The organism is Pseudoflavitalea rhizosphaerae (assembly GCF_003991355.1).
Lineage (GTDB): Bacteria > Bacteroidota > Bacteroidia > Chitinophagales > Chitinophagaceae > Pseudobacter > Pseudobacter rhizosphaerae.
This window is the reverse complement of record NZ_RCSU01000003.1, coordinates 472708-490734: the sequence shown is the minus strand read 5'-3', so window position 1 is coordinate 490734 and position 18027 is coordinate 472708. Positions and strand designations below refer to the sequence as shown.

The 18027-nt window shown below is 47.5% G+C and carries 12 protein-coding genes; 9 read left to right on the top strand and 3 right to left on the bottom strand.

All coding sequences use genetic code 11. The features are described 5' to 3' along the window. Positions 1-160: 160 nt before the first annotated feature. Together D9Y29_RS07730 and D9Y29_RS07725 are read left to right on the top strand one after the other, a co-directional pair. Positions 161-1558, top strand: a complete 1398-nt coding sequence (locus tag D9Y29_RS07730) for an ammonium transporter (protein WP_127126682.1) — start codon at positions 161-163, stop codon at positions 1556-1558. 86 nt (positions 1559-1644) lie between these two features. Continuing rightward, positions 1645-2769, top strand: a complete 1125-nt coding sequence (locus D9Y29_RS07725; RefSeq protein ID WP_127126680.1) for an outer membrane beta-barrel protein — start codon at positions 1645-1647, stop codon at positions 2767-2769. Between the two features lie 33 nt (positions 2770-2802). On the opposite strand, the gene D9Y29_RS07720 is transcribed toward D9Y29_RS07725, so the two are convergent. From D9Y29_RS07720 to D9Y29_RS07710, 3 genes are all read right to left on the bottom strand, one after another. After that, complete coding sequence (locus D9Y29_RS07720) at positions 2803-3081, bottom strand: DUF5615 family PIN-like protein (protein ID WP_127126678.1); 279 nt, start codon at positions 3079-3081, stop codon at positions 2803-2805. Position 3082: 1 nt separating this feature from the next. Next, the gene (locus D9Y29_RS07715) at positions 3083-3313 is read right to left on the bottom strand and encodes a DUF433 domain-containing protein (protein ID WP_127126675.1); all 231 of its coding nucleotides are present in this window, start codon (positions 3311-3313) and stop codon (positions 3083-3085) included. Between the two features lie 156 nt (positions 3314-3469). Next, positions 3470-6049 carry a phosphoenolpyruvate carboxylase gene (locus tag D9Y29_RS07710; protein WP_127126673.1) on the bottom strand — a complete coding sequence of 860 codons (2580 nt, stop codon included), beginning with the start codon at positions 6047-6049 and terminating at the stop codon, positions 3470-3472. 333 nt (positions 6050-6382) lie between these two features. Here D9Y29_RS07710 and thrA point away from each other — a divergent pair, with 333 nt between their 5' ends. The 7 genes from thrA (at position 6383) to D9Y29_RS07675 (ending at position 18024) form a co-directional block, all read left to right on the top strand. After that, complete coding sequence (thrA, locus tag D9Y29_RS07705; protein WP_127126671.1) at positions 6383-8818, top strand: bifunctional aspartate kinase/homoserine dehydrogenase I; 2436 nt, start codon at positions 6383-6385, stop codon at positions 8816-8818. Between the two features lie 19 nt (positions 8819-8837). Continuing rightward, positions 8838-9779 carry a homoserine kinase gene (locus tag D9Y29_RS07700; RefSeq protein ID WP_127126669.1) on the top strand — a complete coding sequence of 314 codons (942 nt, stop codon included), beginning with the start codon at positions 8838-8840 and terminating at the stop codon, positions 9777-9779. A 9-nt stretch (positions 9780-9788) separates the two neighbouring features. Beyond that, positions 9789-11105: a threonine synthase gene (gene thrC, locus D9Y29_RS07695; RefSeq protein ID WP_127126667.1), complete on the top strand. Its 1317-nt coding sequence runs from the start codon at positions 9789-9791 to the stop codon at positions 11103-11105. Positions 11106-11243: 138 nt separating this feature from the next. After that, complete coding sequence (locus D9Y29_RS07690) at positions 11244-12245, top strand: DUF2167 domain-containing protein (RefSeq protein ID WP_127126665.1); 1002 nt, start codon at positions 11244-11246, stop codon at positions 12243-12245. 211 nt (positions 12246-12456) lie between these two features. Next, on the top strand, positions 12457-13056 hold the full coding sequence (locus D9Y29_RS07685) for an RNA polymerase sigma factor (RefSeq protein WP_127126663.1): 600 nt from the start codon (positions 12457-12459) through the stop codon (positions 13054-13056). A 75-nt stretch (positions 13057-13131) separates the two neighbouring features. Further along, positions 13132-14316: a FecR family protein gene (locus D9Y29_RS07680; RefSeq protein ID WP_164735308.1), complete on the top strand. Its 1185-nt coding sequence runs from the start codon at positions 13132-13134 to the stop codon at positions 14314-14316. A 141-nt stretch (positions 14317-14457) separates the two neighbouring features. Continuing rightward, the gene (locus tag D9Y29_RS07675; protein ID WP_127126659.1) at positions 14458-18024 is read left to right on the top strand and encodes a SusC/RagA family TonB-linked outer membrane protein; all 3567 of its coding nucleotides are present in this window, start codon (positions 14458-14460) and stop codon (positions 18022-18024) included. Positions 18025-18027: the final 3 nt, after the last annotated feature.

Below are 18027 nucleotides of genomic sequence, written 5' to 3'. Positions count from 1 at the left end.
GGCAGGATCATTGTTTTCAGGCATTAAAAACTAATAAATGTTAATATGGTATAATTTTTATATTTAAATAGTCTTCTTGATTTCGTGATGATTTAGCGGTATTTTTATTTAAATAACACACATATAATAATTCTTAATAACAACACTAAAATCAACTGGTATGAAAAAGATCACGATTAAATCGGTAGCTCCGTTCCTGGTTCTTGCAGGAGTGGCGATAGCTGCGATATTTGTTCCTTCGGTTCCCGACTTCGTGGATGAAAAGGGAGCGTACAATGCTGCGGACATCACATGGGTGCTTGTTGCTTCTGCACTGGTATTTCTGATGACGCCGGGGCTGGCCTTCTTTTATGGCGGCATGGTGCACAGGAAGAACGTGATCTCCACCATGATCAAGAGCGTAGCTGCCGCAGGTGTGGTAAGCGTACTCTGGGTGGTTGTTGGTTACAGTCTTTGTTTTGGACCTAGTGTTGGTGGCGCTGGTTTCATCGGCGACCCAACCGCGCATTTCTTTTTCAAGGGAGTTGCATCGGGAGAACCCTGGGGGACCATCCCGCGTTCACTCTTTGCGGTATTCCAACTCATGTTCGCTATCATTACACCGGGCCTTGTGGTAGGTGCGGTAGCTGAAAGGATCCGTTTCACTTCCTACATTCTGTTCATTGCACTCTTCAGTCTGCTGGTTTATGCTCCGCTTGCACACTGGACCTGGAATTCAGAAGGCTTCCTCTTCAAGATGGGCGTACTTGACTTTGCTGGTGGTACCGTAGTACATATCTCTGCCGGTATGGCTGCATTGGCTGGTGTTCTTGTGCTGAAACGCCGCCAGGTGCATAAAGAGCACAAGGAGATCCCTCCTGCCAATATTCCTTATGTATTGATCGGTACAGGCCTTCTCTGGTTTGGCTGGTTCGGTTTCAATGCAGGATCTGCGCTCGCTGCCAATGCACTGGCTGTGTCTGCCTTCTTCACTACCAATACGGCCGCTGCTGCTGCAGGTCTGAGCTGGATGTTCTTTGATGTGATCCGTGGTAAAAAACCTTCTGTGCTGGGTTTTTGTATAGGTGCAGTAGTAGGTCTGGTGGCTATCACGCCGGCTGCGGGTTTTGTTGCTATCCCCCAAAGTATCACCATCGGTGTAGTTGCCGCACTGATCTCCAATATAGCTGTTTACTACAAACAGAAATCAAAGCTTGATGATACCCTGGATGTATTCCCCTGTCATGGTCTCGGTGGTATCGTAGGTATGTTGCTCACAGGTGTATTTGCCACCAAAGCAGTGAATGGCGCTGGTGCAGATGGACTCTGGCTCGGCAATGGCGCTTTCCTGTTCACGCAGTTCAAAGGAATGCTGATTGCTGTTACTTACAGCTTTGTTGCTTCTTATCTCATCTTCAAATTCATCAACTTCATCCTTCCCCTTCGTGTAACTTCTGAAGAAGAAGAACTCGGTCTGGATGCTACTCAGCATAATGAGAAGTATCTGCAGGGAACTTTGCTGGTACACAGCAATGGCAATATCAAGGAAGAAAAAATCATCGAAACAGAAGCTCACTAAAATAGAAAAAGGTACGGATGATTGACCAGCGTCTGGAACACGCTGACCGCCGTACCCTTTTCCTTTAACACTTAAAATCTATCGCAATGTTACAAAAATTTTTTGCAACAGGCCTTGCTATGGCTTGTTTTATCCCTGCGATTGCACAGGAAGCTTCAGCTCCCACAACCTCACCCGCAACGCAGGCTGCTTCCGCCCCGGAAGAACCAAAGCCGGCTACTGTAATTTCAGGATATGCTGATGTTTATTACAGGTACGATTTCGCTAAACCCACAAAGGCTGTGGGTTATAACAACTTCACTTCCTTCACCGGCACGCATAATAGTTTTGCATTGGGTATGGCATCCATCAAACTGGAGCATACTGCCGGTAAAGTAGGAGTGGTGGCTGATCTCGGTTTCGGACCACGCGCAGAAGAATTTGCTTATAATGATAAAGGCACTTTGCTGGCCGCTGTAAAACAGCTCTATATTACATATGCTCCCACCGACTGGCTGAAATTAAGCGCCGGTACCTGGGGTACGCATGTGGGCTATGAAGTGCTGGACGCATATCTCAACCGCAACTACAGCATGAGCTATATGTTCACGAATGGACCATTCGGGCATACAGGTCTCAAGGCTGAAATCACCAAAGGAAAACATGGTTTCATGCTCGGCGTTGCCAATGCAACAGACTACCGTGTTCCACCGGATGAGCAGATCAACAAGAAATTCGTTCTTGCACAATACAGCCTGGCTGCAACAGAAGATATCAAGTTCTTCCTCAACTATGTTGGTGGTAAAGGACCGGATACAGCAAAAGTGAACCAGGTGGATTTAGTTGCCACCGCCAAAGTGAGCGATAAATTCAATATAGGGTTCAATGCCACTTACAACAGCACCAAACTTTGGGATGGCACAAAGAATATCGATGCCAAAAACTGGTGGGGCTCCGCTCTTTACCTGAACCTGGACCCCAAGCCCTGGTTCGGTCTTACATTGCGTGGTGAATATTTCGATGATAAAGACCAGATGAAAGTGTATGCAGGTTCTCCCGAAGGAGGCTCTATCATTGCCACTACACTATCCGCCAATTTCAAAGTGGAAGGTTTCACCTTCATTCCTGAGATCAGGTTCGACAATGCGAATAAAGACCTGTTTGTTGACAAAGACCTGGCGCCCACAAAATCAACTGCCAGTTTCCTGATTGCAGCGATCTACAAATTCTAAACATGGATTAACGATACGTAATAGTAACTACAACTACAGCTCACTAACGAAACAACCACTACTTACTGCTTGAAATCTCTTGTGTTGTTTTGTTAAGAATGAAGGGTGCCGGATTTCCGGCGCCTTTTCTTTTAACTTGCAGTTTTCTTTCTGATCTTGAGGTAGAATGGCCTCCTTTTGATAAGCTATCTGGAGTACCTGCTCATCATCGATACCTGGATTGTTCTCTACTATTGCGAAAACCGTGTGACCGGCGTTCAGTAATGTTTTGTAGATAGGAGCATCTACGCTTTCATCAGCTACAAAATTCATATCAGGAAGCTAATGGGTAAATTGTATCGGCTCGGAGGTTGGCCGCAGCAAAAGTAATAGCAGCTTTGATTTGTTCGGCAGTCAGGTTAGGATAAGCAATAATGATATCTTCCAAAGATTCGCCTGCTGCAAGTTTTTCAAGGATGATTTCTACAGTAATCCTCGTTCCCTTGATAACAGGTTTGCCCATAATTTTAGAATTGATCTCTATGTAGTTCTGAGTTCCTGCCATACCAAATGATCTGAATGCAAAGTAACCATAATAAACCTATTGCCCAGCGAGTTGAATTCGGCCTGTACAATAGATTGATTTCGAATCAAAGCACTGTATTAACTAAGGTCAGGTTTTGTGATTTTATGTCACAAAATAAACTTTCAGTGAGTTACGTTACGCCGAATTCCTTCCCGCATTGATAATCCCAAATGCACTCCTGATCACCAGTTTCTCCAGTATCTCACGGTGTTGCACAGGTGCTAATTCGGCTTCCATCTGACGGATCCTGCACAATGCATATTGCTGGATAGTGGTCAGCGGCAATACAATGCGCTCGCGCATCATGATACTTAGTTGCTCTACCGGGTAATCAGCCATCAGTTCATTCTTGCCGGTTAGCTGGAAGATGAAACGTTGCGTGAGCTCATATTCGTTGTAGATCTTGTTCCAGATCTCGCCGTAACGGGGATCCTGTGAAAGGAATTCAGTGAGCGGGAAGAAACATTTTTTCATCGCCATCTCACAGTTATCTATAAGCGTTTTGAAGAAAAGTGAATTCTGATAGAGCTGACGCAGTTCTGGCGTCTTCCCTTTCTTGTCCAGCACCTGCAAGGCAGTACCTACGCCGTAATAGCCGGTAACGTTTTGTTTCAGCTGGCTCCAGGCGCCCACGAAAGGAATAGCGCGCAGGTCTTTCAGGCTTAGCTTGCCGCCACTGCCGCGTTTGGCGGGACGGCTGCCGATATTGGTCTCACTGTAAAATTTCAACGGGCTAACATGGCTCAGGTATTCCAGGAAATCAGGATGGTCTTTCAACTCCTTGTAGGAATCAAGACTTTCCTTTGCCAGTTCTTTCAGCAGCTCTTCTTCAGCAGCGTCCAGTGTTCTTTCTTTGGTGGAGAAGAGGTCATTGGAGATGCCTGCATTCAGCAATTGCTCGATATTGAACTGTGCTGAATCAATGGTGCCGAAATTGGAACTGACAGTTTGCCCCTGGATGGTGAGCTGGATCTCCTGGTTGGAGATATTCCTTCCCATGCTCGCATAGAACTTATGGGTTTTGCCACCGCCACGTGCGGGAGGGCCGCCGCGGCCATCGAAGAACACCACATCGATCTCATATTCTTTGGAGAGGCGGGTGAGTTCTTCTTTTGCTTTGAAGATACTCCAGTTGGCCATCAGGTAGCCGCCATCTTTGGTGCCATCAGAGAAGCCGAGCATGATGGTCTGCCTGCTCTGGCGCTTATCCAGGTGTGCTTTGTATACCGGGTTCTTGTATAAGGCTACCATGATATCTCCTGCTTTTTGCAGGTCATCGATGGTTTCAAAGAGCGGAACGATATCGATACTCAGATTATCTTTTTCCCATCCGCAAAGATTGAAAAGTGCAAACACTTCCAGCACATTCAGTACACTGTTGCACTGGCTGATGATATAGCGGTTGCAACCTTCCTGTCCGTTGTATTCCTGGATGGTTCTTACAGCAGCTATAGTATCAAGTGTATCTTTCACAACGCCTTCTTCATAGATGGAAGGATTACTTCGGGTATTCAAATGCGTTAGTACTTCTATTTTTTCATCATTGCTGAGTGATGCATAGTTCTCCGGAAGTCCGTCGCCTTTTTCTGCAATGGCTTCCAGCACAGTATTGTGCACGGAGCTATCCTGCCTGATATCGAGTGAAGCGAAATGCAGACCAAATACCTGGATCTTGTTGATCAGGCCGTCCACCAGATGCTGGAACAGTCCATTGTGCTGATACACGAGGATATCGCGGATCTTGAACAGCTCATCCAGTAAGCCCTGCTTGGTGAGTGCGGTACGCTGACCTGGAATGAAGATATTGTTATAGAGTTGTCTTTCCAGTTCGTTAAGGATAGTATCAACGCCTTTGAAAGTGAGCCTGCGTTTGAGTTTACGCACATCGAGGTAATAGCATTTGATGATGCTGCCGCGAAGAACATCGGCTACTTTCAGCGTGGTGTCCACTCTTACATTGGGGTTACCGTCGCGGTCGCCACCGGGCCAGAAGCCCATTGTGATCACAGGGTTATGGTCAGGCACTGCATCGGGGAACTGTTGCTTCATGAAGCTGATGATGCGGCCTGCGGCCTGGTAGAATACATTCTCCAGGTACCATACCAGGCTGATGGCTTCGTCATACGGTGTGGGCTTGTTCTTTTTGAAGAAGGGTGTTTTGCCCAACTGTTGTAAGTAGGTGTTGATCTGCGCTGCATTGTTTTCCTGCAATGCGCGGGAGAGATCATTGATGATACCGAGTACCGTGCCGGGATAGAACTGTGTAGGGTGAGCGGTGAGCACGAGGCGGATAGAGAAGTCTTTCAGTTTCTCCGCCAGTTGTTCCTGTGCATTTTCCTGTATGATCTCAGACTCCAGGTGTTTGAGTGTACCGATGCCGTTCGTGTCGTTCACATCGCGGAAAGCCGCATCTTCCAGCGCATCGAATAACACTACCTGGCGTTCAACATATTGAATGAAGCGGAAGAGGAGATCGATCTTCTCCTGTTCCTTTATATATGATGTATGTTTCTCGAAGAATTCGTCGATGATCTGAACAGGGCTCAACTTTCGCTTGAAGCCTTCTTCACAGTTATTGAGTAAAAGAGAGAGAAGAATACCGGTCTTTTCGATGCGGTGAAAGGGCAATGAAGTGAATAAGCTGTTGTATAACTGGAACTTGATTCCTACATAGTTCTTGAATTGCTGCAACCCTCTCGACGAATGATGATCCATGTTTTAAAGCATTTTAGAATTGATGGGTGCTGAAATTACACCATAAAATTTATTCGGACCTGCTCTGAAAATTATTTTTTGAAACTAACAGATGTTATGAAAGGCCCTTTGTATATTTGACCCATCTAGTAGAATAATAGTGGCAATTATCAACAATATCATCTCTTCTGCCTCCGTAGCTTCCACGGCTACGTCCACTATTATTACGATTACAACAACCCGCTAAGGGTTGTCATATTCCATATTACCTTCTGGGCTTTTTGTAGCTACACATCGATACCGAAAAGGTTATTCTTTATTCATTTATCATTCAATCATTTCAACAATCAATATATGCAGGTCCTGAAATTTGGTGGCAGTTCAGTAGCCAATGCCGTCAACATCAATAAAGTAGTGGATATAGTTCAAGAGGCGTTGAAGAAAGACAGAACGGTAGTAGTGGTTTCTGCACTGGGAGGCGTTACCGATCTGCTGTTGCAGAGCGGCGCCCTGGCTGCCGCAGGCGATGAACAATACAAGAATGTTTTACAGGTTATAGAACAGCGGCACCTCGAAGCCGTGAAAACACTGATCCCCGTTGCAAAGCAGAGCAGCGTCCTTAGCTGGATGAAACAAAGATGCAATGAAATTGAAGATATCTGCAACGGTGTTTTCCTGCTTGGTGAACTGAGCTCCCGCACCAAAGATCGTATTGCTGCATTCGGAGAATTGATGAGCTCACATCTCATTGCTGCGCGTATGAACGAAAGCGGCGCTGTTTGGAAGGATTCACGTGAACTGATCCTCACCGATTCCAATTACAGCAATGCTGCAGTTGTGCGCGATGTTACGGATCATGCCATTCAACAATACTTTGCCTCTGTAAAAGACCAGCTCTTTGTTGTTCCGGGTTTCATCGCTTCCAATGCTGAAAGGCAAACCACCACACTTGGCAGAGGCGGGTCGGATTATACTGCTGCTATTTTCGCTGCTGCACTGGATGCAAACCAGTTGGAAATATGGACCGATGTAAGCGGTATGATGACTGCAGATCCCCGCCTGGTGCCGCATGCAAAGGCATTGCCGCATATCTCTTACCAGGAGGCGATGGAGCTTTCACACTTCGGGGCCAAAGTGATCTACCCGCCTACCATTCAGCCTGTGATGAAAAAGAATATCCCGGTATGGGTGAAGAATACTTTCGAGCCAGGCGCCTATGGAACATTGATTGAGAGAGAAGTGATGCTCAACGGCAATCATATCCGTGGTATCGCCAGCATCAACAAGATCACATTGCTCAGCCTCGAAGGCGGCGGTATGGTGGGCATTCCCGGTTTCTCGAAAAGACTCTTTGAAGCGCTGGCCAGTGAACAGATCAACGTGATCCTGATCACACAAAGCTCTTCAGAGCATAGCATCTGCGTGGGTATTGAAGATGCACTGGCAGAAAAAGCAAAGCAAGTGATCGACGACACTTTCCGTTTTGAGATACAATCCGGAAAAGTGGACCCGCTGGTAGTTGAAAAAGATCTCGCAGTGGTGGCGCTGGTGGGAGATAATATGAAAAGTCATCCGGGTGTGAGTGGAAAGATGTTTGGGGCGATGGGCCGCAACGGCGTGAATGTTCGCGCCATCGCACAGGGATCTTCTGAAAGGAATATCACTTCTGTAGTGGCTGCATCGGATGTGCGTAAAGCCATCAACGTACTACACGAAGAATTCTTCGAAACCACTTATAAACAGGTGAACCTCTTCCTGGCCGGCACCGGCAATGTGGGAGGAAAGCTGATTGCACAGTTGCAACAGCAGCAGCAATACCTGCTGGAGAATCTTCGCTTACAGCTAAGAGTTATAGGGATGGCCAATAGCCGGAAAATGCTTTTCAAAGAGGAAGGGATCGACCTGGCAAATTGGAAAGAGGCCCTGGAAGCAGGAGAACCAATGGGCCTTCAGCAGTTTGTGGACCAGGTACGTGCAAGAAATCTCCGTAACTCCGTGTTTGTGGATGTTACCGCCAATGGCGAAGTGGCAACTGTTTATGATCAGTTATTGTCGAAAAGCATTGCTGTGGTTGCCTGTAACAAAGTAGCCTGTTCTTCTTCATTCGAATATTATCGCAGGCTGAAAGACCTGGCCCGCGAGTTCAATGCCAGTTTCCTCTTTGAAACCAATGTGGGAGCAGGGTTGCCGGTGATCGGCACTTTGAACGATCTCAAACGTACCGGCGATGTGGTGAACAGGATCGAAGCAGTGCTCAGCGGAACCCTCAATTTCGTTTTCAATAATTACAACGGAGAGAAACCATTTGCCGATGTGGTGAAACAGGCGCAGGACGAAGGTTATACCGAGCCTGATCCACGTCTGGATCTCAGTGGTACCGACGTGATGCGCAAGATCATGATCCTGGCGCGGGAATCCGGTGAACAACTGGAAATGGAAGAGATCTCCAATAAATCGTTTATGCCTGCCAGTTGTATGGAAGGAAGCGTGGCAGACTTCTACAAAGAGATGGCTAACCAGGAAGCGCATTTCAAAGCGCTGTATGCAGATGCTGCCAAAGAAGGTAAGAAGCTGAAATTTGTGGCGAGCTACGATAACGGCAAAGCATCGGTGGGGCTGCAGCATATCGGGCCGGAGCATAATCTGTATCATCTCTATGGAAAAGACAATGTGGTGTTGTTTTACACCAATCGTTATCCTGACCAGCCGATGGTGATCAAAGGGGCAGGCGCCGGCGCAGAAGTAACTGCATCGGGAGTATTTGCAGATATTCTTCGCGCAGCGCATTAACACTTTAAAAAAACAACCCATGAGTAAATCAGTTCAGGTACATGCTCCCGCCACAGTGGCCAATCTCGTTTGCGGATTCGACGTATTGGGCATGGCGCTGCATCGCCCGGATGATGTGATGACCCTCACCCTGAAGGAGGAGCCCGGCATCAGCATCGAACATACAGATATTTACCAGCTGCCTACAGAGCCGGAAAAAAATGTGGCCGGCGCCGCTTTGCTGGCCATGCTGGAAGAACTGGATAACCCTCCGGGCTTTCACCTGGTAACAGAAAAGCGTATCAAACCCGGAAGCGGACTGGGTTCCAGCGCAGCAAGCTCTGCAGGCGCAGTGGTAGCAGCCAATGAATTGCTGGGCAAACCATTCTCCAATGAAGATCTTGTGCGCTTCGCGATGAATGGAGAGAAAGTTGCCAGCGGTGTGAAACATGCAGACAATATCGCGCCTGCGATCTATGGAGGCATCACTTTGATCCGTTCCATTTTTCCATTGGACATTGTACAGCTCAGCGGTCCCCCGCTTTTTGTAACTGTTGTGCATCCGCAGATCGAAGTGCGTACGGCGGATGCCAGGCAGATCCTTCGCAAAGAAGTGCAATTGAAGAGCGCCATCAAACAATGGGGCAATATTGCCGGATTGGTTGCGGGCCTGCTCAAACAGGATTATGCACTCATCGGCCGTTCGCTGGAAGATGTGATCATCGAACCGGTGCGCAGCATCCTCATTCCCGGTTTCGATGATGTGAAATCGAAGAGCCGTGAAGCAGGCGCACTGGGCGGCGGTATTTCAGGATCAGGTCCATCCATATTCATGCTCAGTGAAAAGGAATCCACTGCAAATGAAGTAGAGCAACTGATGCAGGACGTATATACTAAACTGGGCATCGATTTCAAAACTTATGTAACCAGTATCAGTTACGAAGGCGTGCGTGTATCGCCTGTAACGGTTCATCAACCTTAATCAATCATCATGCAATACTATAGTCTGAACAGGCAATCGCCGGCAGTGGGTTTCAAAGAAGCCGCTATCAGGGGACAGGCGCCAGACAAGGGCCTTTACTTCCCCGAACGTATTCCGGCATTTGAGAAATCCTTCCTCGATAATATTGAAGAGCTGAGCAAAGAAGAGATTGCGTTCAATGTGATCAGTCCATATGTTGGCGATGCCATTCCCGAAGCTGATCTGCGGAGGATCGTGAGCGAGACCGTCAACTTCGATATACCACTGGTACGTATAAACGAAAATATCAGTACACTGGAATTGTTCCATGGCCCTACACTGGCGTTCAAAGATGTAGGCGCCAGGTTCATGAGCCGCTGCCTGGGATATTTCTCCAAAAGCATTTCAGAAAAAGTGGTGGTGCTGGTGGCTACTTCCGGCGATACCGGTGGTGCAGTGGCGCATGGGTTTTATGATGTGCCGGGTGTGGAAGTGGTGATCCTTTATCCCTCCGGTAAAGTAAGTTCCGTGCAGGAAAAACAGCTCACCACATTGGGAAAGAATATTCGTGCACTGGAAGTGAATGGCAGTTTTGATGATTGTCAGAAACTGGTGAAGCAGGCATTTGCCGATGCTTCACTGACAGAGCAACTGTTCCTCACTTCAGCCAATTCCATCAATGTGGCGCGCTGGCTGCCGCAGCAGTTCTATTATCTTTTTGCCTGGCAGCAATGGAAAGATAAAAATAATCCACCCGTGATCTCCGTGCCCAGCGGAAATTTCGGGAATATCTGTGCGGGGCTGCTGGCGCATGTTTCAGGCATGCCGGTGCAACATTTCATTGCAGCCTGTAATGCCAATGCGGTGGTGCCTGATTTTTTACAGACAGGTGAGTACCAGCCGAAACCCGCAGTGGCTACCATTTCCAATGCAATGGATGTGGGCGATCCCAGCAATTTCGTTCGTGTGCTTGAACTCTTCAACCAGGAGTTGGGTTCATTGAAGAATGTACTCACCAGCTACAGCGTGAGCGATGTGGAAACAAAAAAGACCATCCGGGAAGTGTACAGCTCTTACGGCTACCTGCCTGATCCGCACGGAGCTGTAGGGTATAAGGCATTGCAGCAATACCTGAATGAACATCCCGGGGAGAAAGGATTTTTCCTGGAAACTGCACATCCTGTTAAGTTTTATGATGTGGTTGAACCGGTCATCCATAGCAATATCCCATTACCGGATGCTGTGCGGGCTGTGATGCATTTGAAGAAGGAGAGTGTTCTGATTGATAAAAATTATGAAGAATTGAAAGCACGATTATTGTTATTGAAACAGGAAGTGGAACGATAGAATTGGATTTGTTATGAATGGATGGCGTCCCTGTATGGGGCGCCATTCCAGTTCATTGAAAAGTGGAAAAATATAAGGCTGCGGGATTTTTGAATATCGGGAAAAGGTTGTTCTTTTACCGAAACCCGAAAAACTAATATGAAAAAAGCAATCTTATCCCTGATCGCCATCTTCTTTTCCATTGCCGTATGGGCAAACGAAGAAGATTCACTGGCAATGGAAAAAGCACTGATGAAGCAAGTGTATGATAGTATCAATGCCAGTATGAAATACAGTACAGGAACCATTAAATTGCCTGATGGCACTATCGAACTGAAAGTTCCTGCCGGTTTCAAATTCCTCGATGCGGCGCAATCCCAGAAGGTACTTACTGAATTCTGGGGTAACCCTCCCAGTAAGGAAACCCTGGGAATGATCTTCCCGGAGAACAGCGGCCCGATGTCGGAAGGCAGCTATGCATTTGTAGTGAGCTATGAAGCCATCGGTTATGTAAAAGATGAAGATGCAGACAAGATCAATTACGACGATCTCCTGAAAGATATGCGCGAAGGAGAGAAAGCAGAAAACGAAGAACGTAAGAAAGCAGGATATGACGCCATTCACATGATCGGCTGGGCTTCCAAACCTTATTACGACAAAGATAATAAGATCCTCCACTGGGCAAAGGAATTGCAATTCGGCGCCAGCCCTGATCATACATTGAATTATGGTGTTCGTATCCTCGGAAGGAAAGGTATCCTGGTGTTGAATGCAGTAGCTACCATGGATGAGCTCAACCTGGTGAAAGCCGATATCCCGAAAGTGGTCCATATCGCCAATTTCACCAGTGGCAATACTTACAGCGATTTCAATCCTGATGTGGATGAAGTGGCTGCCTGGACCATCGGCGGTCTGGTTGCCGGTAAGATCCTCACCAAAGTGGGGCTCTGGGCCGTGATTGCCAAGTTCGGAAAATTCATCGTGCTGGGCATCATCGCTATCGGCGGCTGGTTGTTCGGCAGGTTCCGAAAAAAGAAAGAAGAGCAAACCGAAGATTATATTCAGGAAGCAGAGGCTGTACCGGCAGTAGCCGAAGTAGCCCAAGCACCTGAAACCCCGCAGGCGCCCGAAGCTCCGCAGGGAGAACCTGATCAAAAATAACCACGCAGCGCCAGTCGCTCGCCTCCCCGAGCGACTTCTATTTGTTCGCCTCCGGCGAGCACCGCCTTGCCGGAGGCGAACAAACAAAAGTCAAAACCATTGGTGCATCCCGCAAGCCGGCAATATGCCGGCTTTTTCTTCTATTCCCGTTTATACTTAATTGCTGCTCCAATGCATTTTTTATTTTAGTTTGCAGCAGTTGTCTACAAACATGGCATATCACCCCAGGGAACTGTTGATCCGTATTGCTGAAGATGATACAAAAGCGTTTACGCTCTTGTTCGATCAGTACTGGCTGCAGGTATTTGCCCATGTGCGCAATTATATAAAAGACAGGTCGCAGGCGGAAGATCTCACCCAGGATATATTCTTCGGGATCTGGCTTAATCGCGCCAAACTGGCCACTGTACAGGATTTTGAGCCCTGGCTGCATGTAGTTACACGCAATCGCACTATCTCCGGTCTCCGTAAATTATTGAAAGAACCAGATAATGGTATTGCCGGTATCATTCCGGAACTGGCAACACTGCCGGGTGATACTCCCGCCAGCCAGCTCGATTTCAAACAATCGCGCGAACTGTTACAGCAAGCCATCGATCAATTGCCTCCCCGGCGCCGGCAGGTTTTCCAGCTGAGCAGGCAGGAAGGGCTTACTCACCAGGAAATTGCCGAACAATTGCAGATCTCCAAATCCACTGTGAACGAACATATCACTGAAGCATTATCCTTTTTAAAATCGAAGCTGGCCGCTTATCCCGGCCTCCTCAGCGCCTTACTCCTCATTTCAGATTGCTGGCTGGGAAGAAAATAATTTTTTTTCGGCAACACCCCTTATCCTCCGTTTTTCATGCGTCCTTTCCATAGCGCATGCTCAATCTATGATAATATGAATCCTGTGGACTTTAAAAAGATCATCAATGCCTGGCTCGATGGTGGGTTGGACAAAGAGGGACGAAAACAACTGGCCGAACTGCTGATGCTGCCTGAATACCAGGAGCAGCTGGATGCTATCATGCAGGAGCAGCAAGAGCAGGGATATACGATGCAGGCAGCGTTTGAGGAATCCTATGTCAATATGCGAAGGAGCCTGCAAACCCGTATTCAGCCTAAGTATGTAAGAATGTACAGGATCTGGTGGGCAGCGGCGGCAGCAGTCGTTGTATTTATTGCCGGCATCTGGTTCTTCGGTAATGATCAAAAAACAAATCAAACAGCAGCAGAACAACCAAAGCCTGCAATAGAGATCCCGGCGGGACAGGAGGGAGCTGTGCTCACACTGGCAGACGGATCAAAGATGATCCTGGATTCGATGGGCAATGGAATGCTATCGCATCAGAATGGTTCAGACCTGCTGCTCTCAAACGGGCAACTCGAATACAAGAAAGCAGGCGAAGTTGCCGGGGAAGAAACATATAATACACTGAGCACACCGAAGGGCAGGCAGTTCCGCCTCATGCTGCCAGATGGATCAGTGGCCTGGCTGAATGCAGCCAGTTCCATCAGGTACCCTACCAGGTTCACAAAAGATGTCCGCAGGGTGGAGGTAACGGGAGAAGTATATTTCGAAGCAGCCACTGTAATGCAGAAAGGAAAGAAAGTACCACTGGTGGTGAATGCTGACAACAGGTTTGAAGTGGAGGTACTGGGCACTCATTTCAATGTGAATGCCTATGCCGATGAACCTGCATTGAATACTACCTTGCTGGAGGGGAAAGTATCGGTAACCAGTACACGCAGCGGAGAGAAAGTGGTACTGCAACCGGGAGAGCAGGCTTCTTTGCAAACGCAGGCTGGCGCAATGCGTGAACTGGTCGTTCGAAAAGCTGATGCCGGGAAGGTGATGGCCTGGAAGAATGGTGTTTTCGATTTCGAAGATGCGAGGATCGATGAAGTGATGCGTCAGCTCAAACGCTGGTATGATATCGATGTGAAGTATGAGTCCGGTGTGCCTGACATTGAATTCGTTGGAAAAATGACCCGTGATATTCCCCTGAACGGATTATTGATTGCACTGAAAAAATCAAATGTGCATTTCCGCCTCGAAGGAAGAACATTGATCGTTACTCCCTGATACCATTAATAACTTATCCGCCTTTTTTCCTATGTACATAAAAAGGCCGGAAACGGTTGGCCCCGTTCCCGGCTGAAATTTCAGTTGATCCTAAAAGGTTTCGCAACCGCTTTTATTAACAACCAAAACAGAGTACAAGTTATGCAAAAAACTGCGAATGGTTGCCTGTATCTCCGTGCCCTGGCCGGATGCAGGTTGCCTGCACAAATTTCAAGAGTGATGAGACTGCTATCGATCTTTCTCCTTGCGGCGATGATGTCGGCCCACGCCTCGGGCTCTGCCCAGACGGTAACCATCTCAGGAAAAAACCTGACGCTGAAACAGGCTTTTTCCCTGATCGAGAAACAAACAGGATATGTGCTGTTCAGTAATAAGGAACTGCTGGCAGGAGTGGGAAGAATTTCTCTGTCTGTACGCAATTTTCCGCTGAAAGATGCACTGGACCTGATCTTGAAAGAAAAGGAACTTAACTATTTGATCCAGGGTAAAACCATCATCCTGAGCCGCAGGCCCCAGTCTCCGGTTGTTCCTGAATTGCGAATCATGCAAACAATCAACCCCATCACCGGTAAAGTGACGGATACAGACGGCACGCCGATGGGCGGCGTAAATATCCTCGTGAAAGGAACTTCCAAAGGTGTTGTAACCGCTGCGAATGGTTCTTTCTCCATTCCTGCCAATGAAGGGGATATTCTTGTTTTCTCCTTTGTAGGATACGCACCCCAGGTGAAGACCATTACCGCCGCCATGGTAAAAGGAACAGAGTCTCTCACTGTTATGCTTACCCCAACTACCACCAAACTGGATGAAGTGGCCGTGACGGTGAATACAGGCTACCAGACCATTTCCAGGGAAAGGATGACGGGCTCCTGGTCTTCCGTTCAAACCAAACGCCTGGAAAATAAATTGCAGCCCAGCTTACTAACTGCACTGGAAGGGCAGGCCGCCGGCGTCAGCGTTACAAAAGATGGCAGGGTGGAGGTACGCGGACGGTCCACCTTTCTTGCCAATGGTGACCCCCTCCTGGTGATCGATGGTTTTCCCACCACGGCAGGACTTGAAACAATAAACATAGACAATATAGAAAGCATCACTGTATTGAAAGATGCCGTAGCCGCCTCCATCTATGGCGCCCGCTCTTCCAATGGTGTGATAGTGATCACCACCAAAAATGCAAAAAAGGGAAAACTGCAATTGAGCTATAAAGGCAGTACGGGAGTACAGCTTCGCCCAAAATTATCTTACCTGAATAAAGCAGGCGCCAAAGATTACGTGGATGCAGAAGTGGATTATTATAACAGCGATGCCGCCAATGTAGCCTGGGACTATGAGTCCTATGCAACCTATGGCAGAGTAACGCAGCTGATGGTAATGAAAGATCAGGGCCTGCTTACAGAAGAGGAAGTGAATGCTGAACTGGACCAGTTGCGCAAAAACAATACACTCGACCAACTGGAAAGTCATTTGTTCAGAAGCAGGTTCACACAGCAGCATAATTTTTCCATCTCCGCCAGCGGGGAGAAATTCGCTACCAATGCCGCTGTTCGCTATATCACTAACCAGAATAATATGGTGAGCAACAGCGATAACAGGATGATCCTCGATCTGAAAAACGACTGGAAGCCAATCAATGGAGTGACTGTAAAAATGTTCTCCAATATCAATTTCTATAACAGCTCAACGCCTATGGAGGGAAGCGACTTGCTGAAATTCTCCAACTGGGACATCATGAAGCCCTATTACAATATCGTTGACCAGCATGGGAACTCACAGAATATCCCCGCTGTAAGACCCGACCTGGTTGAGACCTATACCAACTACGGCGGTCTTAAATCAATGGCGTACAATCCGCTTAACGACCTGGCAATGAACATGACGAAGAACCAGAACTTCCTGGCCAGGCTCGGCGCCAGTGTTTCTGTTAACATCATCGATGGTTTGACTGCAGAAGCAGGCGGCTCCTGGACAAGAGGAAGCGGTCTTACCCGCAGCTTACGCAATGCCAATTCCTTCTATGTACGCTCACTTTATAATGCCTCTTCTTCCGTAACCTCTCCCGGAAAACATTATGTGCCCGATGGAGCCATGGTGTATGAGTCACGCGCTCAGAATGAGGCTTACACCCTGAGGGCCCAGGTCAATTATGGAAAAACATTCAATGGTTTACACAGGATTTCGGTTATAGCAGGTGGTGAGATCAACAAAGACCTGATAGATAACAATACTTCCCCTACAAGAGTTGGGTATAATGAACAGGCCGGAACTTTTTCGCCTTTCAATTATGGAGATTACAGCAGCATGGCTTATTATCCCGACTTCCTTTTCCCGGACGGCATGATGCCTGTGGTCAACGGAAATTATTCATTGCGCGATAACAGGTTTGTGTCTGTTTACTCCAATGGTTCTTATGAATACGATAACCGTTTCATCCTGAGTGGTAGTGTGCGCATCGATCAGGGCAACCTGTTCGGCACCAATCCCAAATACAGGTACAGACCCAACTGGTCTGTGGGTGGTACTTATAAACTGGGTCAGGAGAAATTCTTCAATATCCCGGGAATCGATAAACTCAATATCCGTGGCTCATACGGTATCAACGGAAACATTTCTTTCACGCAGGGCCCCTTCCTGCTGGTTGGCGCAGGTAATGTGTTCTCGCCGGTGATCGGAGCCATCAATTATACCATCTCCTCACTGCCCGACAATAACCTGAGATGGGAGCGCACCATCATTACCAATATCGGTGCAGATCTGGGCTTGTTCGGCGGTAAGTTCAATCTTACGCTGGACTTCTACAATAAACTCAGCAAAGACCTGCTGGCGCCGGATTTCATCGATCCAACCTACGGAAGGTTCACAGTTACGAGAAATGCAGGATCAGCCAGGAATACAGGTATTGAATTATCACTTGAATCAGATCTGATCAGGAACAGGAATTTCGGTTGGAATGTACTCTTCAACGGAAGCTACAATAAGAGCAAGGTACTGCAGTTCAATTACAATTATCTCAATCCCAATTTCCTCACCTTCAGTACATCCTCCTCCATATTGGGAAGCAATGCAGGCGCTGTGCTGAAAACAGGCTATCCGCTGGATGCGATATTCACGCATCGTTTTGCGGGCCTCGACAATACAGGAACTCCCCAATATTATTCCTCCGCAAATAAAAAAGTATACGGAAACGAACTGGCTGTAGATGATATGAAGAATTCCGGTACTGCCAGACCTAAATTCATTCTTAGTCTTACCAATACCTTCACCCTGGATAAATTCGACGTTTCTTTCATGATGATCTCTCAATTGGGAGCTGTATTCCGCAGGGATGGTTTCAATGGCGATAATATCGAGCATAAAGATGTAGCCAACCGCTGGAGAAAACCGGGAGATGAAGCGCATACTATTTTCCCCAAACTGGCGGCATTCAGTACAGATGCCTGGTACTTCCCTTACTCAGATGTGATGATTGAAAAGGCCGATTTCCTGAAACTGAGAGATGTGACCGTTTCCTACAGGCTTGACAATAAAATTTGGGGCAATACAGGACTCAACAGCGCCAGGATCTATTTCCAGGGTCGCAATCTCTGGACCGTAACGGCCAATAAAGTGGGCGTAGATCCTGAAACAATTGCACAGGGAGCGGGTTTCTCTGTCAACAGGCAATTGCCACTCAGACCTGAATTGTATATCGGATTTTCCGTAAACCTCTAATCT